At 59.3% G+C, this 22,038-nt stretch carries 12 protein-coding genes; all 12 read right to left on the bottom strand.

Going from position 1 to position 22,038, the window contains the following annotated elements; translation table 11 throughout:
- Window positions 1-52: 52 nt before the first annotated feature.
- Window positions 53-661 (bottom strand): hypothetical protein, encoded by a 609-nt coding sequence (locus tag ACYZGB_RS21460; RefSeq protein WP_462390924.1) that lies wholly within the window; start codon window positions 659-661, stop codon window positions 53-55.
- Between the two features lie 489 nt (window positions 662-1,150).
- Window positions 1,151-2,272 (bottom strand): 5-methylcytosine-specific restriction endonuclease system specificity protein McrC, encoded by a 1,122-nt coding sequence (mcrC, locus tag ACYZGB_RS21455; protein ID WP_462390923.1) that lies wholly within the window; start codon window positions 2,270-2,272, stop codon window positions 1,151-1,153.
- A complete protein-coding gene (locus tag ACYZGB_RS21450) occupies window positions 2,272-4,476 on the bottom strand; it encodes an McrB family protein (protein WP_462390921.1) in 2,205 nt (734 codons plus the stop codon). Before ACYZGB_RS21450 ends, mcrC begins: the two co-directional genes overlap by 1 nt.
- A 218-nt stretch (window positions 4,477-4,694) precedes the next feature.
- Window positions 4,695-7,427: a DEAD/DEAH box helicase gene (locus ACYZGB_RS21445; protein ID WP_462390920.1), complete on the bottom strand. Its 2,733-nt coding sequence runs from the start codon at window positions 7,425-7,427 to the stop codon at window positions 4,695-4,697.
- Window positions 7,424-9,160: a site-specific DNA-methyltransferase gene (locus ACYZGB_RS21440; RefSeq protein ID WP_462390919.1), complete on the bottom strand. Its 1,737-nt coding sequence runs from the start codon at window positions 9,158-9,160 to the stop codon at window positions 7,424-7,426. The genes ACYZGB_RS21445 and ACYZGB_RS21440 overlap by 4 nt, the downstream gene beginning before the upstream one ends.
- Window positions 9,157-10,974 (bottom strand): AIPR family protein, encoded by a 1,818-nt coding sequence (locus ACYZGB_RS21435; protein WP_462390917.1) that lies wholly within the window; start codon window positions 10,972-10,974, stop codon window positions 9,157-9,159. Before ACYZGB_RS21435 ends, ACYZGB_RS21440 begins: the two co-directional genes overlap by 4 nt.
- A 97-nt stretch (window positions 10,975-11,071) precedes the next feature.
- Window positions 11,072-12,835, bottom strand: a complete 1,764-nt coding sequence (locus tag ACYZGB_RS21430) for an AIPR family protein (RefSeq protein ID WP_462390915.1) — start codon at window positions 12,833-12,835, stop codon at window positions 11,072-11,074.
- 140 nt (window positions 12,836-12,975) lie between these two features.
- Window positions 12,976-16,059, bottom strand: a complete 3,084-nt coding sequence (locus tag ACYZGB_RS21425) for a TrlF family AAA-like ATPase (RefSeq protein ID WP_462390913.1) — start codon at window positions 16,057-16,059, stop codon at window positions 12,976-12,978.
- Window positions 16,059-18,926, bottom strand: coding sequence for an SNF2-related protein (locus ACYZGB_RS21420; RefSeq protein WP_462390912.1), 2,868 nt, complete (start codon window positions 18,924-18,926; stop codon window positions 16,059-16,061). Before ACYZGB_RS21420 ends, ACYZGB_RS21425 begins: the two co-directional genes overlap by 1 nt.
- Entirely contained in the window at window positions 18,926-19,987 is a 1,062-nt protein-coding gene (locus tag ACYZGB_RS21415) for a Fic family protein (protein WP_462390911.1), read from the bottom strand. Before ACYZGB_RS21415 ends, ACYZGB_RS21420 begins: the two co-directional genes overlap by 1 nt.
- A gap of 109 nt (window positions 19,988-20,096) precedes the next feature.
- Window positions 20,097-21,152: an integrase gene (locus tag ACYZGB_RS21410; protein ID WP_462390910.1), complete on the bottom strand. Its 1,056-nt coding sequence runs from the start codon at window positions 21,150-21,152 to the stop codon at window positions 20,097-20,099.
- Window positions 21,149-21,868 (bottom strand): replication protein RepA, encoded by a 720-nt coding sequence (locus tag ACYZGB_RS21405; RefSeq protein WP_462390909.1) that lies wholly within the window; start codon window positions 21,866-21,868, stop codon window positions 21,149-21,151. The genes ACYZGB_RS21410 and ACYZGB_RS21405 overlap by 4 nt, the downstream gene beginning before the upstream one ends.
- Window positions 21,869-22,038 lie beyond the last annotated feature (170 nt).

Genomic DNA, 22,038 nt, shown 5'->3' with positions numbered 1-22,038 from the left:
ACCAGCCTGGAGGTGCAAGCCCAGTAGGAGGCTATAGTTATCCACAGCCAGCCTAACCAACGCTGGCTACACGCCCCCTATCAAAGTTGGATCGGCACACACTGTCAAGATTCAATCGGCGCCAACAGTCATAGGCCTCCAGCACACGCCGGTAGCGCTGGGCGATGGGCATGCTGGCGTCGGCGCTCTTGGCGTCTTCGGCGAGTTCCAGCAGTGCGTGGCGGTCTTGATTTAGTTGCAAGCTGATCTGGCGGAAGAGCTCAGCGAGCTTGTTGGCCGCCCCCCGCGCCCGATCCATGTCGGCAGCTTGCATGCCCTCGTTGAGGCCCTCCGTGGCCTCGCGGATGGCGGCAACGCGTGCTTGAAGCACGGCAGCCAGACCGAGCTCGTGCTCGCGAGTCAGCCCGCGCACGAAGTCCAGCACGTAGGCATTGAGCTGCAGGTCGCTGCTTCGTGCGCAGGGTTGGAGGATGTCTGCATTCACCATGGCGCGCAGGGCTGCTCCCTGGGCCTCGGCATCCATCTGCGGAGCCACCTTCGCGATGCAGCCGAGCACTTGTTCGGTGGTGAGCACCGCAAACTCGCGGGACAGCCTCACCAAGACTTCGACGGTGTCCCAGTGAACGTAAAGCGCATAGATCAACGAACGCGGGTTGGCCATGTCAGCTCAAACTCCCGCGATGGCGAGCAGCGTGCTCGGTGCGCGACTCCAGACCATTTGGTGTCGCCCACAGCCGCGCATGGCGGCACACCGGCCCGTGGCCGCAGCAAGGATTCAACCTGTTGCCTGATCTGGACGCATCTTTCTCCTGCACTGCCCCCAGCTGCCGCTGCCCACCAAACCTGTCGGTTTGGCGCCCAGCGGCCACATTCTTTGAGCTCGAAGAAGCGAACTCAAAGAATGTGCCGAATGCGATGGGGACAGCCTGCTTGCAAACGTGCGTCCAACATAAATGTGCGACAGACAGTGCCAACCCTTGCGCGAAGACCGGTGCCTGCTTTGTGTGAAACAGGTGGGGGCCATGTGTGAACTCAGTGTCAAGAGGTCTCCGCCCAATGTGGCAGCAGTGTGCTGACACCCCGCCACGCAGTGTGGCGTCATGTCGCCCAGCAGTGTGGCGACTCAAGGAGGGGAGCGGCCAGGAGCGCGTCAGCATGGCACCTCGACGCACTTCAGCAACTGCGCACGAATCTCTGCAGGTTTCGCTGCCAAGTCCACGGTCGCAAAGCGGAGCGGATGACCCTGGATGACGACTGTCTCATCGACCCTCGTTCCAACGGCGGGGTGCAACAACAGGCCGCTTGCCGAGTCTGCCAGTGCATCGCCACAGCCGACCTGTGACCTCAGATAGGCATACATCTGGTAGATGTAGCCGCTGCGCAGGCTTTGCTCTCGATACCACCCAGCCGTGACGATGGAGGTGAACTTGGTGTCGATGACGATACGTCGCCCCGAGCCACCATGGTCGAGCACCACGTCGGTCCGCATGGCAGGCAAGATGTCATCAATACCTTCCGTCTTGGACGAAATTTGCCACTGCAGCGTGGCGCCGCAACGAACATGCCACCCGAGTGGACTGAGCACCACGGCATACAAGCCGCCAATGGCGCGCTCAAACAGACGACGAATCCAAGCCTCCTCCCGGCCAGGCATCGCCAGCACGTTGCCGCCTGCGGATTCCGTGGGTAGCGCCAGGTCATAGGCAAGCTTGGCTGCTGCCACCATGAACTGGTCGTCCGCATCATGGCGTCCGAATCGATCAGCGCTCATCTGGGCGCGGGTCGGCGGCTGGCCTGCGACGCCTCGGGACCACATCGCAGCAGCAAGAGATCGGCACCGATGGGCGACAACTGGCTTCTTGACCAAGCGGGCGACGGACTCCAATGCAGCGCGGACGAAACGATTCCGTGGCGTGTCGATGGTGAGCTCTGCAAAGCGGCAGGCCACCAAGCCGCGATCCAGCAACTGGCGCCGCTCAGTGGTCAGCACATCGATGCGCCCGCGAACGCGGCCGAGCCACTCTTCCCGAGATCGGTAGCCCAGGCTCAGCTGACGGTGTAGCCGAGTCTCAACGGCATGAGCCAAAATTTCTGCCACCAGATCTGGCAACTCATCTGGGCATTCTTCGACCGCCACATGGGCGGTGCCGCGAGTCCGAAACAGGTCCGACGCATACAGCGTCAACAGCCACAGGTTCCGGACTGGAATGCGCCCCACGAATCCGGGCGCGAACCCAGATTCGGCGGAAATCGGTGCCGCGATCAGACCCATCACCAGCCCTGCAGCAACCGTGAGGTGGCCTGACGTGCCTCCTCAGGGGAGTCAAACCAATACTCTTCCAGCAGGGGGCCGATTTCTGTGTCCACGACTTGCTGGAACCATCGCCGGGTGCTGCCCGCATCCAGCCGATGCACGGGCGTGACATAGCTGTGACCGATTCGGAACTGCTTGCCCAAGCGTGCATCCGCTGCAATCTGCTCGTTCAGCTCGGCCATGCGTCGCTCAATGTCTGACGCCAGTGCTTCATCCACACCGCAGGCTGAAACCACCCAGTTCCGCCATGCTGGGCCGAGGCGCGGCTCAAGGCTTACAAACGCAAAGCGGCGCCGCAACGCCAGATCGACCAGCGCCAAAGACCGATCCGCGATGTTCATGGTGCCGACGACATGAAGGTTCTCGGGGATGTGGACCGGCCGCCGGACGCCGTCAGCATCCGGGTAGCACAGCTCCAACGCCTCGCTGGGGGTGCGCTTGCCTGCCTCCAGCAGCGTCAGCAATTCACCGAACACCTGGGCCGGATTGCCTCGGTTGATCTCCTCGATGACGACGACGAACTTGGCTGCGGGCTCCTTCTTCGCAGCCTTGATCGCCTCCATGAAGACGCCATCGGCAAGCGTCAGCTTGCCTTCACCAGTAGGCCGCCAGCCGCGCACGAAGTCCTCGTACGAAAGATTCGGGTGGAACTGGACGGCTCTCACCTTGCTCTCGTCCTTTTGCCCCATCAAGGCAAAGGCCAGTCGCTTGGCCAGCCATGTCTTGCCGGTGCCGGGTGGCCCTTGCAGGATCAGATTCTTCTTGGTGCGCAGCCGGTCCAGTAGCTGCTCAAGCTCTGGCTCCGACATGAAGCAGCCGTCACGTGTGATGTCGGCGAGAGAGTAGGGAACGATGGGGGCCTGAGACTGGACGACTTCGGCTGCAAGCTCATCGCCTGAGTCATCGTCGGCCATGTCCGGCGTGACTTCGCCCTCCTGAGGCGCAGGCGTCGCATCCTTGAACTGCCACGATGCCAGCGACAACTCCGGGAAGCTGTGCACGGGGTAGTCTTCCTCCGCGAACCGCGTGCGCAGGTCGTCGGCAAGTTGCAAATACGTGGCCGCATCACATGGCGCTTGCGGCGCTGGGGTGGTGATCGGAACGCCCAGGCGCTTCTGGATGTAGTGCCGCGACTGGCTGTCCAGCGTCGGAAACTCCCAGGGGGCAGCCCAATACAAGCCAGTTGACAGATTCCACGCCACACCCCAGACCTGGGTTGCGGCGTCATAGGCCTCGATGAACTCGTCGCGGGTGCCCGGCCCGTCGTCTTCAACCAGCGCCTGCGCTGCGGCAAAGACGCGCCATAAGGCATCAATGTCTCCCGCCCCTCGCTTGTCCGCGTAGCGGAAGAACCAGGAGCGCTGGTTGTTGAGCACGGGGATGCCTTCGAACGTCGCGGGCACAGGCACAGTGACGCCAAGCAGCTTCGCCAGCTCTGCCGCAATCAGCTTGCGGTTGGCGTCCGTCATGCCTCGGTTGAACGTGCCCATGACTGTGAACGGGCAGATGTCCTGCAGCGGGCCGCTGCTTCCATCTGGGAATTTGTCCTGCAGATAGCCCAGGCCCTGCACACGCTGAGCAATCTGGTGGATGCCTTGAATGAGCGGCACTCGGTTGCTTGCGTAGGCCAGCAGCTTCTCGGCGATGGCCTCGTAGAAGTCCGCCCACTGGAACAGGGTGCCGAAGCGGTCCTTCCAGTACGGCGCGTTGCGGAATCGCTCGATGTCTTGGGGCTTGCCGTTGAATGCGAACTCGATCAGCGCATCCGCATTCCATTCGCCGGGCACAACGCGCCAGATGGTGGGGCGGTAGGTGTAGAAGTACCACTCGCGCACGCCATCGGCGGGCTGCCACTGCACTTTGACGCGTTCACCGTCCTGTGGGTTCTCTGTGATGACGCCGATGGCCTTGATGCCCATGACAGACACCGTCTGCTGACGGTTGTCGAAAGGCAGACCGTGCTTGCGCACATACGCGGCCTTGATGGCAATGCGCTCACCAGGCCGCATGGAGCGAACCAGCGCCTGCTCCTTCTGGCTGGGGCTGCTGATCTCCCAGATGCCTTCTTCGAGGAAGCGGGCGCTCTGGTCATCGGTGTGACCGAAGCTGGCTCCGACGAACCACGTTGTACCGGACGATTGGTTGCTGGTCTGTTCTGTCATTTTTTCTCCCTTCGTCATCCCGATGCGTCAAAGCCATTGCTTGGACGATTGCGATGCCGATTCACGGCACTACCGCATCACGGCCTACGTTGACCCTGCGCTGTCGGCGCCTCACAATCGCACGCAACACGGCCCCTCTCGGTGTTCTCGCTTTCGAGCGAGTGCGCCGCTGAGGGGTTCTTTTTTCGCGGCGCCTGCTCGTAGGTTCTGTATCTCCCTCAAGCCTTTCGCTCGAATCGCAGGAAGGCGGTCAGTCGGTCCGACTCCTTGATTTCATCGTGCGGCACCAGCAGGTAGCGCCACGGCTTGCTGCCTACCGTGGCCGCATGAGCTGACGCGTGCGAGCACCAGCGAACAGCGGCGGCGGCCTTTGACGTCACCTCGTCCGAGCTCAAGTCGTCCCGCTTCTTGGTCTCCACCATGAGGATCATCGAGTCGGTCTCCGCCACGAAGTCGGGGATGTATTCCGGCTGCTCACTGCCCAGCTTGTAGTAAATCTGGAACTGCCCTTTGGCGGGCTTGAACCACTTCAAAGCATCGCGTTCCAGGATGACCGCGAAGCGCCGCTCAGTGTCCGAGTCAAACTTTTGCAGTGGGTAGAGGCAGCGCGAGAAACCGCCGAACAACATCTGCTTGATCTTGCTCAGCTCGGTCACCGTTTCACGGTAGTTATGTGCCGTCTGCCCGGCGACCGCCGTGTAGTTGCACGGTTTGAGTTCTGTGAAACCTCGGCTGACCTGCACCTCGTAGTCGGTGGCCTCTTCCCAGAAGTGGGTCATCATCTCGGCCCGGATCAGGCGGGCCAGCTCTGCACCATAGGTGTCGAACACTTCATGCAGCTCGTTTTCCGAGTAGTTCTGCGCCTGATAGTGGGCTACTGCCTGACCGGCCAAGTCGTAGAGCAACTCGGCCTGCGTGAAGTAGTCGATGTCGTCATAGTCGATCAGCTTCTTGACGATGTAGTCCTCGAAGCGCTGCTCCCTGATGCCCGCCTCACGGCCCAAGGTGGATTGACGGTTCGTTCGCAGCTCTTGAACGACGATCTCCCGTTGACCCGGCTGAAAGTTGGGCAGTGAGCCCAGCTTGAACGGGTGGAAGCCAGTGGTGACCTCCCCGGTAGGCACCACTGCTATTCGGGGAATGTCGATGCTTTGCTGAACCACGATCTCCGTGGTCTTGGACACGACAGCCGACAAATCAAGAGCCGGTGCGGCATCGTCCGCTTCAGCCAGCAACTCCCCCTGGGCAGGCTTCAGTCGCTCTGTCACTTCAGCCAGGATGGCCGATTGCACCTCGGGGGTGAGCAGCGCATTGCTCGTCGGCACGAGGTCACGCCTCACCTCGTACTTGCCGATCACATCCATCACCACGCGAGCGGCTTGGCGCTCGCGCTCTGTGGTGAACACGGGGGCAGGCGCGGTGGCCGGTGCCGCCCCCGTGCTGACAGCACTGGTGGCCACGGGCGGGGGCTCTGCAAGGCCCAGCCGCGCCATTGCGCCTGAGCTGACCTGCACGCTCACCTTCTTGTCGTCAGCGCTTGGTGCCTCCAGGATCACCTGCTTCAGGCGGATCGGTGAGTCGCCTCGGTTCGCCTCGTCGATGATCTCTTGGAACTTGTCGTGGGCCACGATGTTCAAGCGGTCCACCGTAGCAACACCCGTGCGTTTGCCGTAGGGCAGGCGCAAGCCGCGACCGATGGATTGCTCGATCAGCGTGCGCGCGTTGGCCGCACGCAGGGGCACGATGGTGTAGAGGTTCGTCACGTCCCAGCCCTCTTTGAGCATGTTGACGTGGATGACGATCTCGGTGGGTTCGTCCACGCTTTCAACCGCCAGGAGCTTGGAAATCATCTCCTCCTCTTCGGCCCCCGTACGGCTGGAGTCCACCTGAATTACCTTGTCCGCATAGCGCCCTTCGTAGAAGGCCGATGACTCAATCAGCGTCTTCAGCTGCGAGGCATGCGTGGTGTCCCGTGCGATCACGAGCATGAAGGGTTTGACCACCTTCACGCCATTCTCACGGGCATAGGTCAGCAGCTCGACCTTGGTGGTTTCGTGAAGGCGAACGCCATCTTCCAGCTTGATCTTCTCGATCTCTTCTGCCGAGTGCGCCCTGGCGTCGAAATTGCGCTGGGTCACGGCTGCTGGCTCTTTGACAAAACCGTCTTCCATCGCCCGCGCCAGTGGGTAGTCCATCACCACGTTCTTGAACGGCACAGGGCCTCGCGTGGATTCCACGAACGGGGTTGCCGTCACCTCAAGGCCAAACAAGGGCTTCAGTTCGTTGATGGACCGCACCCCCGCACTGGCCCGGTAGCGGTGCGACTCGTCCATCAACAGCACCAGGTCGTCCAGGCTGGCCAGGTGGTTGAAGTAGCTGTCTCCCAGCACCTCCCGCATGCGCTTGATGCGGGGCTCCTTGCCGCCACGCACCTCGGAGTTGATCTTGGAGATGTTGAAGATGTTGATGCGCACGTCGTGGGCAAAGCCCATCGTCTGGTCCTGAACCACCGCACCGGTTTGGTCGTAGTTGTCGCCCGTGATGATCAAGGGCGGCTGCTGAGCGAACTCGGCGATTCCCTTGAACACGTACTTGGGCGTATTGCGCGTGAAGTCGGTGATCAGCTTGTTGTAGATCGTCAGGTTGGGTGCTAGCACGAAGAAGTTGTTGATGCCATGCGCCAGGTGCAGGTAGGCAATGAACGCGCCCATCAGCCGTGTCTTGCCCACGCCGGTGGCCAGCGAGAAGCACAGCGAGGGGAACTCGCGTTCAAAGTCCTCCAACGTCGGGAATTCCGCCTTCAGCGTGGCAAGGATGGCCGCCACGTTCTGGTCGTGGCCGAGCAGCTCCGGTGCGGCCTCGATGGCGCGCACGAGCTTCGCAAGGGACTCGGCTTGCGGCGGGCGCAGAGACAGTCGGCCTGTGACGGCGTTCTGGACGCGTGCATTCATTCTTCGTTCTCCCCGAACAGACCGCCTTGCCCCGCATTCGTGGCAGCGGATTTCTTGGTTTTGCGTGTGGCAGCGCCAGTTGCAGGCTCGTGCTCTTCGGCAGGCTCTGTCGTCTCGGCGATTGGCAGATTGGCGACGTTGAGGCTGTAGTCGTCGTGGCCCCACTCGCAGCGGGCCAGCACCATCTTAGGAATCTTCTTGAGCGTCAGGTTCGGCCAGCGCTCGGATGCCTTAGCAGCAGTGATGCCATGGAATGCCCCGCAGCAGACCAGCAGGCTCTGATCGCTGCCAACTTCATCCGACAGCGATTGCAGTTGCTCAGCCGACAGGTTTTGGGTTGTGACATAAATGAAGTCCCGCTCGCTGGAGTGGCCGTGCTTCCACCACTGCACTTCCGATGGGGCATAGGTGAACCCCTCCAGCTTGGCGAGCGCTTCGGCAAGTTGCGCGGCGTTGTATTCGGGGTTGATGACCGGATTGCCCCAGCGGTCGTTGACGATCAAGCTGGGGGCGAGGCGGTAGTAACGGAACCCGCCGCCACCTTCCCACCCTGAGCTTTCGGTAACGCCGCCGCCATCCTCCCCATCAATGACCTTTCGAAGGCGCGGAATGATGTGAGTTTGGCAATGTTCACCCAGTTCGACCATGATCCATCGGCGCCCCATCTTGTGGGCAACGGCGCCAGTTGTTCCAGAACCGGCAAAGGAGTCGAGCACTATGTCGCCGGGGTCGCTCGCCAGCGAGATGACTTGCGAAATCAGCTTTTCCGGCTTGGGTGTTGGGAAGTCACCGATATCGAGGGCTCGCAATTCTCGAATGCCATCTTGGTTGTGACCAAACTCTGCGCCATCAGCCCAGAGCGTGGTTGGCATGACACCCTCACCTGCTTCACTCAGATACATCTTGAGCCGTGGGGCGTTCTCTCCACTTGGTCCCCAGTAGACGCGACCATCAGCATCCAACTTCTTGAAGCCACTTGGATTGCGACTCCAGCAACGATTCGGAGGAGGAAGAAACACCTTCCCGCTCGGCGAGGTCACCTCAAAGATATTCTCCGAAACCCCGGTTTTTGCGTACTGTCTACCGCGTGCTCCACCGACGAGACTAATTGTCATCGTGACGGACTGCCAAGGTCCTCTTGGATCATCGTCGGGATTGCTGTAGCGCTCGTTCTGCTTCGCTGATCGACCAAATTGATTCAGCCGAAGCTGCGTACGATCCTTTGCGTAAACCAGAATGTGCTCATGTGCCGATGAGAAGAACTGCGCGTTGCTTCGTACCGCGTAGGACTTATTCCAGATCACATTGGCGATGAAGTTGTCGCGGCCAAAGATTTCATCTGCGAGCACCTTGCAGTATTGAGCCTCGTTGTCGTCCAGCTGAATCCAGCAACTACCATCTGCCGCCAGCAGATTGCGTAGAAGGACCAAACGCTCACGAATCAGCCCCAGCCAGATCGAGTGCTCAAGGCCATCCTCATACTGAGCAAAGGCAGAGCCGGTGTTGTAGGGCGGGTCGATGTAGATGCACCTGACCCGACCGGTGAACTCCTGCTCTAGTGCCTTCAATGCGAGCAGATTATCCCCGAAGATCAAACGGTTATCGAAGATGTCGTCCTCCGTCACACGATGCTTGGCGTGGTATGAATTGCCAGGGACTTCTAGCAGGATTCGCGGCTCCAGCTTGGGGCGCTTTTCCTTCCCGATCCAAGTCAGTTCGAGCTTTTGCTTCATTTCTTTTCCTCAATCTGTGGCGCTTGGGATGTTAGGTACCGGAAGATGCGCTCCAATGGAAACTCTTCCTTCTTTGGTGCTACACCCTTTACTGCCCTATATTCGTCGGCTTCATCTAGCTCGTAGGCTGTGGCCATGCATTTGTCCAGCAACCTAACGGTGTTGCCTTGATTCTGGAAGAAGGTCAATACGCTACGTCCTTGACCAACTTGCGATTCCGCTTGCTCCCAACAGAGCTGACGGTACTGGTCGAGAGTCGGGCTTAGTAGCGTGTTCAGTTGTGTTGCGTCGATCACCTCATGGCCCGCCATCAGCTTGCGACAAGCTTTTGCTAGCACGCTGGCGACGACGAAGATACCGTGTTTGTAGAAGAGTCCTTCCGCTCCGCGAGTAACCGCTGAATTGGCTGCAAGCACGTCTCGAACAAACCGAAAGAACATGATCTTATTTACCAGTTGAGCGCCGGACAAAGAAGCCGAGAACAAGGTCTTGTACTCGGGGGAGTCAGCATTCTGAAACCTGGCAACCTCGTTCTTTAACCAGAACGCGTATCTCGGATCGGCCTCGAACAAAGCGAGGGCTTTCATGGCCTGCTCGATGGTGATGGCGCTGGGCGATTTTTCTGCGTTAACAGGCGTCGCTTCAGGCCGATAGTGATAGCTGAAACCGAGATACGCTAGCTCTCTGCGCAAGTTCTCCTGGAGAGGATCAAGCGAAGCAAAATTGCCAGTCGAAACAGGATTTTGGTGATTGCGAGCACGTGTCACCGATCGTCCGAATTTACCTTCTGAATCGGCCTTGATTATTGTCACCAAGACCTTGGCGGCCGATATGTCGCAATCCGGGTTCTGTGCAACGAAATCTGCAGATGTCGAGATGGTTTGCGCGCCATTGATGACAGAAAGTCCACGCAGTTTCAATCTCTTTGTGGCCCGAGTGCCTCTTGGCTGTTCGATTAAATCTGCCAACGCCGTGATGCCGTTATTCAGGTAGAAGAACTCATTAGGCGCAGTTCGCAGGGTTTCTTGGATTGACTTATTGACGTCCGATGTCCTTGTGCCAAGGAAATAGCGAATGTTGCGTTCGTATAGCGCCTTCTGATGCTTGTTGTGCAGCTCCACCAAATCGGATATCAACGCAATGCCGATGTGCGTATCAGGATTCCCTCCGAGATGCTGCCATTTGCTCAAGCTCAACGAATCATTGACAACGCCAACACTCTGCTCTGCGAGAAGATCTGCTTGGACCCTCCCGGGCCCATATTCTTCAACCTGGGGCGTAATTCGCCAGGATTCATGGTGATCTTCTGCCTCAGTAAGTTCCTTTAGTGCGGATTTTGCGTGCTCAGAAACCCCAGTTCCGATATAGGCAATCACCAACTGGATATGGTCTGCCTCGTCAAATGCATTGTCCAAATCATTTTTGCGAAGCTGAACGTTTGCATTGAAACGCTTGTACTTTTGATCGAGTAGTAGTTCCACGCCATTTCTGAACTTAATGGCGTCTTCTTCGCTGAATTGTTCTCGCTCGCGAAATTTCGTCTGAACCAGATAGAGAGTCTTCTTGTCGCTTGCGTAGTGGATCGCATCGATGCCATTGTCGTCAAAGTCATCAACGACCGATTTCGCCGACGCGGAAATTCCGATATCCAGCATCTTGTGCAGCACAAAGGCGCTAAAGGCTCTCGATAGCTGCTTCTTGTCTTGCTCTTCACGCGGGGGCTTTTTATCGAGGAGCTCAGGTAGATGCGGAACGAATTCATTCTTGAGTTTTTCTCTCAAGATGTTCAAAAAATTTGGAGTAAGCGCAGCCATCACACGGACTCCCATTCGATGGGGTGCGGCGTGTGTTCGACGATCTGCTGCTGGACTTTCGTTCGGTCGAACTGACTCTTGATGCTGCTTTTCAAAATTAAATTCCTCCCTGGTTTTGCTGCGCCAAGGCCGCCATCAATCGGCCTTTCACGGATCGACAGTCCGCTTTGTTTTCAAAGATGCTGCGAGCTTGCTTGTTCCACTGGTTTGCTTGAACGACGGAGACCAAGCTATCTGCCACCGAGTCGATCTCGCGAGAGAGTGCTGTCAGTTCGTCTGCGCTGAGATTCAATTCGGCGCCGTTGTGCATTGGCAGCCGGATGAAGATCACGTGCAGCACCATCCACGCACCATGGGCCAGCACCTCTCTGGCGGGCAACGTGCCTGGCGCTAAGCCTTGAGGATCGCCCTCAGCACTTGCTCGATCTCGAATCTTGCGGATGACGGTGCGGCCGATCTGAGCAATGCGCCACATCTGCTTGGCCGTCAGAGAATCCGCGAACAGCCGCTCGTAGGACTGGCGTAACGGATCGGTCGCAGGGACGAGACCCTCTCGTCCGAAGAGCCGCTTCTTGTCTGACTTTGCAGCCACCAGGTAGTCCTGCCAATCGCTCGTCGTGACCGTGCAGGCCAAAAACGGTGCCAGCTCTCGGGCGCTGAAACTGGTTGGGGATGCCGGCGCATCGTCTTGACCATGCTTGACGATGTACTCGATACCGGCCATCCGCAGCGTCTGCTGCCACATGGCTTGCCGCTCATCCAGTGCGGCGAAGTCTTCCAAGTCAACCGCGTTTTGACGGTTCCGGGACTGCGTTACCTGATCGCCAAAGCCGTCAGGCGCGTTGTCCAGGCACACAAACGTCGCCATCACCATGGCGGGATTCGCGTCGTAGTGGGCTATCGGCTCTTTGGCGATGGCCCCCACGGTCTGGGCGCCGTTGATGATGGACAACCCTCGGACACGAAACCTTCCGGACTCCCGATGGGGGTCGCGGGGATGCTGCTCGTTGATGGCCTCACAAAGGAACGTGACGCCGTTGTTGAAGTAGAAGAAGTGCTCCGCCTCCTGTTGCAGGGTCTCCGTCAAACCGGCGTTGACGGTTGTCGTCCCTTTGAAGCGTCTGATGTTGCGGTCAACCAAGCGGTCTTCGTACTGCACCCACAGTTCTGCAAGACGCTTGGCATCCATGCGGCCGTAGAACGCCCTGTAAGGCGCCTGGGTGTGCCCGAAGTCCTTCAGCTCGACATCGGCTTCTATGGCTTGGGCCGAGATGCCGTCCAAGTGGAGATCGTGAAGGGTACTGAGCCCGTAAGCATGGCAGCGCAGGAATCCAGGATTCGGCCCGTTGAACGCACGCTCCAGGTCGGAAAAGATGTCCCTTCTGTCATCGGACACGGCCGTACCGGAGTAAGCGAGTACCACCTTGACTTTGCAGACGCCGCTGTTCAATGCATTGGCAATTGCACCGCTGCGGTTCTGAAGTGCGTTGTTGAAGCGGCCCCAGCGTCCCTGGATGAGATCGGCGACGCCATCCCGAAACTTGGCCACGTCACCAAGCTCGGGCTCGCCGGAGCCGGACTCCTTGTACTTCGACTGGACAAGCCAGATGGTCTGATCGTTGGCCACGAATACCGAGTCGATACCGTGGTCCAGGCCGCCGTCGATGCTCGCGGCGGCGGCCTCTTCCAAGGTCGCGCCAGCGGCTTCATGAAGTACGAACGCCGCAATCGCCTTGGACAGGAAATTGCTGCGGCGGGACTCTGGGCTTGTGCCCGTCCCCGTGATGAGTGCTGTGTAGTCGGCGTCCAGCTTCTGGCACAGCAGGTCTAGTTCAAGTGGGCGAATTGGTGCTGTTGCCATAAGGTCAACGCTCAATCAGCGACGAAAAATGCGCTGCTTCAACTCGTGCGCTCGCATCGCGAGGTTGGGCAAAGAGGCAATCTTTTCCTCTGGTACCAGCGCTCGGCTTGGAAATATTGGGGGGCGCCAAGAACAGCATGTCAGTGGTACTTCCCTGAGCGATTGTTGAATGCCGGCTTGGTGCCTTCTAGCACGGTCACAACGGCGCTGTTTAGCGTCGGGTTTTCCAATGAGCCAGCTACGTAATTGATGCTGCAATTCGAGGCTCGATCAAACGATGCATGAATAATCTGCTCGGCGTCACAGACCACTGCCAGGTTCGGGTTGTGCGTGACCATGATGATCTGGCGCTTCTTTTTGGCCTCAGATAGCACCGGAACCAAGAGACGGAAAACAGTCTCGTTGTCCAGGTTTTCTTCGGGCTGGTCCAGGATGATGGGCGTCTTGCCGTTGTCCACCAGCAAATAGAAGATCAACAAAAGCGCGCCGCGCTGTCCGGGAGACAGTTGCTCAATCTGCGTATCCTGGAAGAGCAGTGAATACCGTGGCTCAAGAAAATCGAGCCCGAAAATCAAGTCGTAGACCGAAACTGCCGATTGGTCCTTCTTCAGCAGGCTGGCAATACCGATCTCAGCGCCAGGCCCCTTGGCCGCCTGTTCAAGCGTTTCATGCAAGGCAGTCGCAAAGGCCAGGGCGCCTTGCTTGGCGTTCAAGTCGTGGCCATCGAACAGCTTCTTGACCGTCAACAGAGCCTCGTCTTGGCCGCGCAGCACACCTGAGGTTTGTTTGATCAAAGCAAAGAGACGTTCCGCGATGGCCTCGGCCGAAGCGGCCAGCGTCGCCTGGAACTGAAGCCGGTAGTCCTCGCGGATCAAGTCATTCGCTTTGATCAAGTCTTGCACCGGCTTGAAGAGCTCTTCTCGCGCCTTCCTTTGGGCGTCCAAGGATTCAAAGATTTCGGCCGTCAGCTGAAGTCGCGCTGCTTGCAGTTCCACGCGCTTGGCAGGCAACTCTTTGATCTGGGCCAGTCTGGTTTCCAGGCCTACCTTGGTGTCCGGGTCAGTCGGTGTGCCAGTCAGAGCATCCAGCTTCTTAGTCCATTCTGCGAGCTGGCGTTGGTACGTTTCGAACTGCTGTTGACGGGCGTTGAGTTTGGTCGCGTGTACTTTCTTCTCTTCTTCGAGAGTCCCGAGGGCGCTGGCCAAAGTGCCAGCCTCGGTCTGCAAAATCGACTGCTCCGCAGTGAGGGCAGTAGACCGTTCATCTAGCAAACTGGTCTTGATCTCCAGCTTAGCCACGTCGGCCCAGATCAAGCCCGCAAGCTGGAGATCTTCAGCAACCTGTTGCTGGGCTTGCTCGTAGGCGCGCTGGAGTAGTCGCAGCTGCTCCCTTGCATTGGCTATCGCCTTCTGCTTCTTGGCGATTGAGGTGAGTTCCGACTGGATCTGCTGCGTACGCTTGGTAGATGCTTCGATTTTCTGAGCCGTGGCCGCAAGCGCTTCGGCGGCTTCCTTCTGCTCGGGTTCCAGGGTTTCAGGCGGCGGGGCAACTTCCGCTGGCTTGTTCTTCTGGTGCTCGTCGATCTCGCGTGTCTTGACCAGCAACTGGTCCGTCAGCTTCTTCTCCTCAATCGGTTGGAGCTGGTCTTCAATCCGAGCGATGCTGGCGTTGAGGGTCTTCAGCTCCTTGCGGAACTCCCCCAGTCGATTTCTCAGCGCTTGTTCTTGCTGTTCGGTGAGCTGATCGAAATCGAGCGCACCAAGACGCATCGCCTCGCTGGTATGCGAGAAGATGACGGCCCGCAACTCCTTCTCAAACGCGTCTGACTTCCCAGAAACGTGATCGTTGCAGAGCTCCTCGAAGTAGTTCTGAGGGATGTATCTGACCAGCTCCTGCTTGTCATCTGTGGGAAGAATCTCCAGCGTCCGCGCCTCTGTGCTCTCGTCTTGCCACGTCAAGGTGCCTGTGAAATGACGTGCGGGATCTCCGCTCTTACCTAGGAATCGGTCGCGCTTGAGGAAACTGAAGTGCTTTGCTTGCCGGGAGTGACCAAGGGTCGCAATCACATCAGCCAGGGCGCTCTTGCCGCTGCCCTTGTTTCCGATGATGGCAACAAGGTCCGGATTGAGAGGCAGATCGCAGCCGTGCAACCAGTTGCCGATACCAGTCTTGTTGCCCGTCTTGGTAACTTCGATCGACTCGATGAAGTGAGTCTTGCTGGTCTCCACGGCCTGGAGCTTGGGTGGTTTTTCTCCAATGAACGACCGCTTGGCCGGTTCCAGGATCGCCTGCTTCAATCCATGGAAAGACAGGTCAGCTTTGATCCAGGTCTTTTTGCCTGAAGGGAAGTCGCCGTACCCACGTCGGTCGTTGTCGCCCGCGACGCCGACGAAACAGTGTGCATCGCTGCCGGAGACAACGAGCCTCGGGATGCTCTTGAGGCCATGCTTGAAGTTGCCGATCCAAGCCTTGTTCTTCGGCGTTTCCTCGCAGAGGAATGCAGTTCTGAGCTCGGCATTGCGTGACTCGAAGATGGGAGACGACTCAAGGAGACCGAGGAAGTAGGCATAGTGGTCCTCCCATTTCACCTCTGTCAGGCCATCACTCGTATCAAATGGCATGAATCCGATGGCTTGTCCGTCGGGAACCTTCTTGATGGCGGCTTTGTAGCTGTCAGCCTTCACCTCTGCCAGCTTGTACCCAGCCATCAAGGCTTCTTTGTCGTCCCCGTCTACTGCCGCCTTTTTGTGCCCCTTCTTCAAGAGCATGTCTTCAGCCGTGCCTCTTGCCAAGTCGATCAGGGACTCTTTGGACACGGCCCTGTCCGTGCGCTCAAGCTTCAAGTCAGACAAGAACTCGCGCAGATGGTGGTCTGGGATCGTCTCGGCGAAGATGACGTGTGCGTTGAGACGCTTGGTCGTCGGGGCGGAGAGTCGCAGTTCGATACCTGGAAATACGATCTTCTTCAGCGCGGGTGCGCCAGGTTCGGCCAGTCGGCGCTTGAGCGCGAACCATCCGTCAAACGTCCAGTAGTCCATGATCGCGAAGACGGCCGGCTCAGCGGCATTCATCGCCTCGATCATTTCGTCGATCAGCGTGCGGTTCTCAGGAGAGGACATGTCTCCGTCGAACTTCTTGCCTGTCCAGTGGAAGGACGCCGGTGTGTGCACGTGCAGATCCCACTGGCGCCAGACTGAACCTCTAGCGATCTCCCTTTTTGACATTAGATTAGCTCCCATTGAATACAGAAAAGGGGCTGCTCTTTGACTTGTTGTTTGAGCTGGCCTTCTAACTGACTGATGATGTCGTTGCGCTGGGCCTCGATTTCATCTTGTTTGTTGAAGAGTTCGCGACGCAGCTTCGTGCGCGTACTCTCAAGCTCACGTTGTTTCTTTTGCCACGACAACTTCTCGTCCAGCGTCGGTGCACTGGCTGCCGTACGCCGGACTTCTTTGATCTGCCGGTCGATCTCCTTGATCTCCTGCTCGATGCCCAGCTTGAGGTCGTCGGCCCAGTCGTCCAGCTTCTGGACCTCTTGCTCGAAGTAGCCCAGATTGCGCTGGTTGATCTCACGCAAGATGTCCATCCTGCGGCCCAGACTGTCCTCGGCGAGTTCGGACACCGGGGCATTGCCATCGCACGGCCCTTCCAGCTTCACGGGTAGGCGCAGGAGTTTTGAGGGGTCGTCTTCGGCCAGTGGCGAACCGTCAACGGTGACGGCGGCCACGACAAGCCGCTCTTCCAAGTTGCCCAGCGCTTCCACGGCGATCAGGCTCACGGATAGCCAACCAGACTTGCCGCGATAGTTCTTCAATGTGCTGATCTGCGTGCCGTAGGCGCCGTAGTCAAACAGCAGTTTGGCCATCGGCAGCTTTCGGGACTTGGCCTGGGTTGTTACCCACTCGGCGAGTGGATGCCCGATCCGATACAGATGCGATTCGCCTGATCTCCGGGGCAATTCGTACCGTCCCAGCTCGACACCAGCAAGTGCGGAGCTTGGGAGTCGCTGTAGGACGAATCCTTCTTCATCGAATGTTGCGTGTCCCGTGAGCTCTGCTCGCGTCAAGTCCAGCAGCATGCGCTCGTACTTGCTTCGCGCCGCGCTACTAGCTTCTGCTCGTACACGCAGCTTGTCCTGAACCTCTTCATCGAAGTTCTCAAGCAGGATCTGCCGCGTTTTGACCATGGCTTCGTTGATCTCGCCGGACAGGTCGCGCTGCAGCTGCTCGAAGCTGGTCTTGATCTCCTCAGGATCGCGACAGTTTTGGTAGATCTCCGCAATGCGGCGTTCGAAATCGACGCCCGACCCGATGGCGCCCAGAACTTCGTCGCTGGCACCAAACACGCCTTCGAAGAGTTGGAACTTTTGATCCAGCAGCTCGTAGACGCGGGCGTCGGCTTCATTGCTGCGGTCAACGAAGTTGACCACCACAACGTCAAACTTCTGTCCGTAACGATGGCAGCGACCGATACGCTGCTCGATCCGTTGCGGGTTCCATGGCAGGTCAAAGTTGATCACCAGCGAGCAGAACTGGAGGTTGATGCCTTCAGCGCCTGCTTCGGTGGCAATCATCACCGTGCCGCGCTCTTTGAAGTGCTCCACCAGGGCCGCGCGCGTGTCGGCCGTGCGCGAGCCAGTGATCTTGTCGGTGCCCTGGTGGCGCTTGATCCAGTCCGCGTAGACAGCTTGGGCACGGGCATCGCTGTTCGTGCCGTTGAAGAGCACGATGCCTTCACCGTAGGGCGTCTTTTCTAGAAGCGAGAGCAGGTACTCCTGAGTGCGCTTGGACTCGGTGAAGATGATGGCCTTCTTGGCGGCTCCCAAACGCTCAAGCTCGGCGAATGCCTTGTCTAGGGCGGTCAGCAGCGCGGTGCCCTTGGCGTTCTCGCGGATGTTGGTTGCCAGGGTCTTGAAGTGCCGTAGCTCGGCGATCTCCTGTGCAACCGCGTCGCGCTGGGCCGCTGGCGATGCGTCTGTAGTCGCAGCGCTGCCATCCCACTCGTCTGCGGTTTCGTCGAGTGACTCGTAATCGTCGTCGAGTACCTCAGCCAGATCGGGGACATCGGGCGATTCTTCGAGCTCGCCTTCCAGGCGCTTGGCCATGGTTTCCAGGGCGCCAGCAATTGCGTGCGTGGACGACGCCAGCAGCTTCCACAGTACGAGCGAGATAAGCTGCCGCTGGCCTTCTGGCAGGGCTTTGAGGTTGGGCCGGCGAAGGTAGTCGGCCACCAAGTTTGAGAGTTCGCGCTCTTCAGTCGAGGGGGTGAACTCCTCCACCATGGCTCGCCTCGCCGTATATGGCACGTACTGCTGGACTTGCCTGCGCAGCGTTCGCTTGCACACGGTCGCAAGCCTGGAGCGCAGCGCAGCGAAAGCCTGCTCACGGGGCTGCGCGGTGAACTGCGAGCGGAAGCTGTCGATGTCACCGAACACACGGTCGTCGATCATGCTGACAAGGCCGTAAAGCTCCAGCAGCGAGTTCTGCAGAGGTGTGGCGGTCAGCAGCACCTTCGAGTGAACGTGCGCCAGCGCCTCCTTCAGCGTCTTGGCGATGACGTTGCTGGTCTTGTAGACATTGCGCAGGCGGTGGGCTTCGTCCAGAACCACCAGATCCCACTCGACGGCCTTGATGTCATCGGCCTTGGCCTTGGCAAACTGGTACGAGCAGATGACGGGGCCTGTTGCGCCTTGGAACGGGTTGCGGCGGTCTTGCTTGCGAAGGGCGTTGTAGCTCTTGGCCTCCAGCAGAACACCCTGCAAGTTGAACTTGTCTTGCAATTCCTGGTGCCATTGCTTGCGCAGGTTGGCGGGCACGATGATCAGGATGCGACGGCGGCGCTCAGCCCAGCGCTGGGAGATCACCAGCCCCGCCTCGATGGTTTTGCCGAGACCTACTTCATCGGCCAGGATGACGCCGCGCGATAGTGGATTTGCACAGGCGAACAAGGCCGCCTCAACCTGATGGGGGTTGAGGTCAACCTGCGAGTCCACCAAGGTAGAGGCGAGCGACTCGACAGAGTCGCCTGCCGCGCGTCGGGTCAGCAGCCACGCGTAGTACAGGCTTTGATATGGCGTCAGCGTCTGTTGCATCAGGTTTTCCCCTCCGCCTTGACTTGGGACCATTTCGCGCCACGTCCCTTTCCTGTTGGGGCAATCACCCCCTCGGCCTTCATGGCGCGAAGGATCACGCGCACCATGTCGCGGCTGATGCCGGGGCATGCCTCCTCGATCTCCGAGATCGAGAACGGCAGTTGGCGTTTGAGAATTTCGGAGCGAACGCGGTCGCCCTTGGCGCCCCGGCCGCGCTCGATGGTGCCCACGCGCTCTTCAAATTCCTTGTAGGCACGCAGTAGAGCGCCCCAGAAGTAATCGAGCCACGGGGCGATGTCGTGTGTGGCCTCGTGCCAGCCTTGGGAGCTGGCCTCCAGCGTTTCGTAGTAGCTCTCCTTCGATTCTTCGAAGATGCGCTCCAGGCTGATGAAGCGGCCCACCGCATAGTCGAAGTGATAGAGCAGCTGCAGGGTGAGCAGACGTGCCATGCGGCCGTTGCCATCCGGGAAGGGGTGGATGCACAGGAAGTCGAGGATGGCCAGCGGCACCAGCACCAAGGGGTCTGCCAAGTGCTGATCCAAGGCCAAGCGGTAGCGCGCGATCAGGTCCGCCATCGCGATGGGCGTGAGGTGCGCGGCAACCGGACGAAAGCGGATGCGTGAGCTGCCATCGGGGTGGCGCTCGACGATGTCGTTGTTGGTGGCCTTCCAGTGCCCGCCTGGTTGCGGCATGTAGCGGTACAGCATGCCGTGCAGCTGCAGGACCGTGCCTTCGGAAAACGGCATCTGCTCGCCGCTCTCATGGATGAGACCGAGGGCATCGCGGTAGCCCGCCACCTCTTGCTCGGAACGGCTTTGCGGCGTGGCATTCTTGAGCACCAGTGACTTGAGCCGGTGCGCGGCGACGACCACGCCTTCCAGGCGGTTCGACGACTCGGTGGACTCGACCACTGCCACTTGCCGCAGATCGCTCAAGACCTCCGGCGACTGCGCCACGAAGAGCTGCTGCTTGCCCCTGTACTCACCCAGGGCGCGCAGGGTCGCCAGCTGCTGCGCGTCGAAGCGCAGCTTGGCGAGGTAGTCTGGCGAGAGTGATTGCATGCAGCAGCATCCGGACGGGGAAGAATGGGGTAATACTACTGCAAATTGGGGTATGTTTGATCTTCATTGCCCCAATAACTCGATGTTTGCCCCAATTAGCCCTGTCGGATCAGCTTGCGGACTCCGGTTCGTCGGGATCGGTAGGCGCCACTTCAGGCGCTGTGCCTTTGACCGGTCTCTCTGCCTCGATACGCAGTGGCTTCAGCAGATGCGCCGGTTTGCCTTGTGATGCGGTGCCGTAGACCCTCTGAGTCTTTCGGGATAGGTGGCCCAGCCCCCGGCTGACCGCGTCTGCGTCTCCGTTACGCTTGGCATCCGCCCCCCATTGGTGCCTGAGGCAATACGCCGTCACGGTGTCCGGGTGCGAAGGCCACAAGCAGCCAGCTAAGCGCTGTACCTCTGCAGAGAAGTTCACGGCGCTCGCGACCTGAACGACGACAGGGGTCTCGGCCGTGCCGGGCAACAGCGCCTTGATCATCGACAACAACGGATGCGTGTCTCCCGCCGCGTACGTCAGGCGGCGATGCGGCTGCCCCTGTTCCCGTTTGACCTTCGCACCAGCGACCTCAAAGTGGATCTCGATCTCCTGCGTCGCTGCATCCTGCGTTTGCCAAACCTTGACGCCTCTCTCCAGTTCGCTGGGGCGGCATCCCGTCAGCGCGGCGACCAGCAAGGCAGCGCCGTACCGTCCCGCACGGCCGCGCTTGCAGAGTTGGACGCGCCAGTCAGGGGGAAGCCCACTGAGGGCTCGCCGTTTGCTGTTGCGTAGCGCTCGCAGACCGTCCAGGCCTCTTCGCCGAAGTTCGAGCAGGGCCTGCACGCACGCGATTTGTTCGTCGAACGCAGCGATGTGTCTTTGTGCCTGGGCATCGGAAACGGGCTCGATGATGCTGCCCAACAATTCCAACTGCCTTTGCTGCAGGGTGAACCGCAGGGCGGACATGCGCTTCTGGAACGTGGAGGGGCGTCGGGTGTCGGACACCACGCCGATCAACCCGTCCTGCGCCACCTTAGCTCGGGTGAGCAGCGATTGCCCGAGTCGCAGGTAGTCGTGCTCCGTGTCGGGCGAGCGAGCGGCAATGCGTGAGCGGTCGGACGCAAGCTGCTGTAGAAGGTTGGTGCTTTGAAGCATCTTGGCCTTCAGGGCTGGGATAAGGCTGCTCATGCAGCCCTCCCTTGGCACGGAGGCCGCAGCGACGGGCTCACCTCGAAGGCCTTTGGTGCCACAGGCGGTGGTGAAGCATGAAGCTCCAGTCCACCGGGGTATCGGGTGACCTTTGCCTTTGGATAGACCATCAGCACCTTGTGTAGCGCCTGGAGAAATCCTTTGCGAAATGTCTCGGCGGCGTGTGCCCCGCGTGGATCGTGGGCGAACTGTCGCATCAGCGCAGACCACGTGATCTCGACCGGCTTGCCTTGGATTTGATGAAGGCGATAGGCCAGCCAGGTGTAAGTGTCCAGCGCGAGCGCAGACCCTTTGAGCGTCGCCAACGCCCGGCCATCTAGGGGAACGCTGTGCTCGATGAGGTCGGCGTAAAACTCCGTGCTCAGCACAAGCAAGCCGGGCCATCGCGAGGCGCCAGCGAGCCAGCGAGGTTGCCAGGCGTCGAATTGATGAATGGGCAGACTGTTGATCGTTCGTCCCTGGATGCCGAGCTGCAAACGACAAGCAGCCAGGGCGTGCATCTGCCTGCGCAACATCCGGTAGCGATGCCCTTGAAGGTCGTAGCCAAGCATGGATAGAAACGTTGATGCGTGCCTGCCAACATCTACCTCACGACTTCGGTGCCTTCGTGCGAGTGTTGAGATGCAGGTGAGCGCCAGCCGTGCGGTGGCGCCGTATGGAACAGGCTGTAGGACAGGCCCCGTGCCCTCGTCCAACAATCCTGCCTGGATACTCAGCCAAGCCGCGCCAAAGCTGTGGTGTGTTGATTTCCACGCAGAAGTGACCCACTAACCCCCAGGATTTCCATCCAAACCTGACCCACGTACTAACCCTAACCTGCTGCTTTGTTGAGCAGCAGGAGACCAGGAGTGATAGACGTGGCAAC

This window comes from Acidovorax sp. Q11, from assembly GCF_054950075.1.
Note: the sequence above shows the minus strand (reverse complement) of the source record. Positions and strands in the feature narration are given on the sequence as shown.

What these genes read in the sequence shown, in the direction of transcription:
- ACYZGB_RS21460 (WP_462390924.1), bottom strand. Translation starts at nt 661, where the DNA reads ATGGCCAACCCGCGTTCGTTGATCTATGCGCTTTACGTTCACTGGGAC.
- mcrC (WP_462390923.1), bottom strand. Translation starts at nt 2,272, where the DNA reads ATGGGTCTGATCGCGGCACCGATTTCCGCCGAATCTGGGTTCGCGCCC.
- ACYZGB_RS21450 (WP_462390921.1), bottom strand. Translation starts at nt 4,476, where the DNA reads ATGACAGAACAGACCAGCAACCAATCGTCCGGTACAACGTGGTTCGTC.
- ACYZGB_RS21445 (WP_462390920.1), bottom strand. Translation starts at nt 7,427, where the DNA reads ATGAATGCACGCGTCCAGAACGCCGTCACAGGCCGACTGTCTCTGCGC.
- ACYZGB_RS21440 (WP_462390919.1), bottom strand. Translation starts at nt 9,160, where the DNA reads ATGAAGCAAAAGCTCGAACTGACTTGGATCGGGAAGGAAAAGCGCCCC.
- ACYZGB_RS21435 (WP_462390917.1), bottom strand. Translation starts at nt 10,974, where the DNA reads ATGGCTGCGCTTACTCCAAATTTTTTGAACATCTTGAGAGAAAAACTC.
- ACYZGB_RS21430 (WP_462390915.1), bottom strand. Translation starts at nt 12,835, where the DNA reads ATGGCAACAGCACCAATTCGCCCACTTGAACTAGACCTGCTGTGCCAG.
- ACYZGB_RS21425 (WP_462390913.1), bottom strand. Translation starts at nt 16,059, where the DNA reads ATGTCAAAAAGGGAGATCGCTAGAGGTTCAGTCTGGCGCCAGTGGGAT.
- ACYZGB_RS21420 (WP_462390912.1), bottom strand. Translation starts at nt 18,926, where the DNA reads ATGCAACAGACGCTGACGCCATATCAAAGCCTGTACTACGCGTGGCTG.
- ACYZGB_RS21415 (WP_462390911.1), bottom strand. Translation starts at nt 19,987, where the DNA reads ATGCAATCACTCTCGCCAGACTACCTCGCCAAGCTGCGCTTCGACGCG.
- ACYZGB_RS21410 (WP_462390910.1), bottom strand. Translation starts at nt 21,152, where the DNA reads ATGAGCAGCCTTATCCCAGCCCTGAAGGCCAAGATGCTTCAAAGCACC.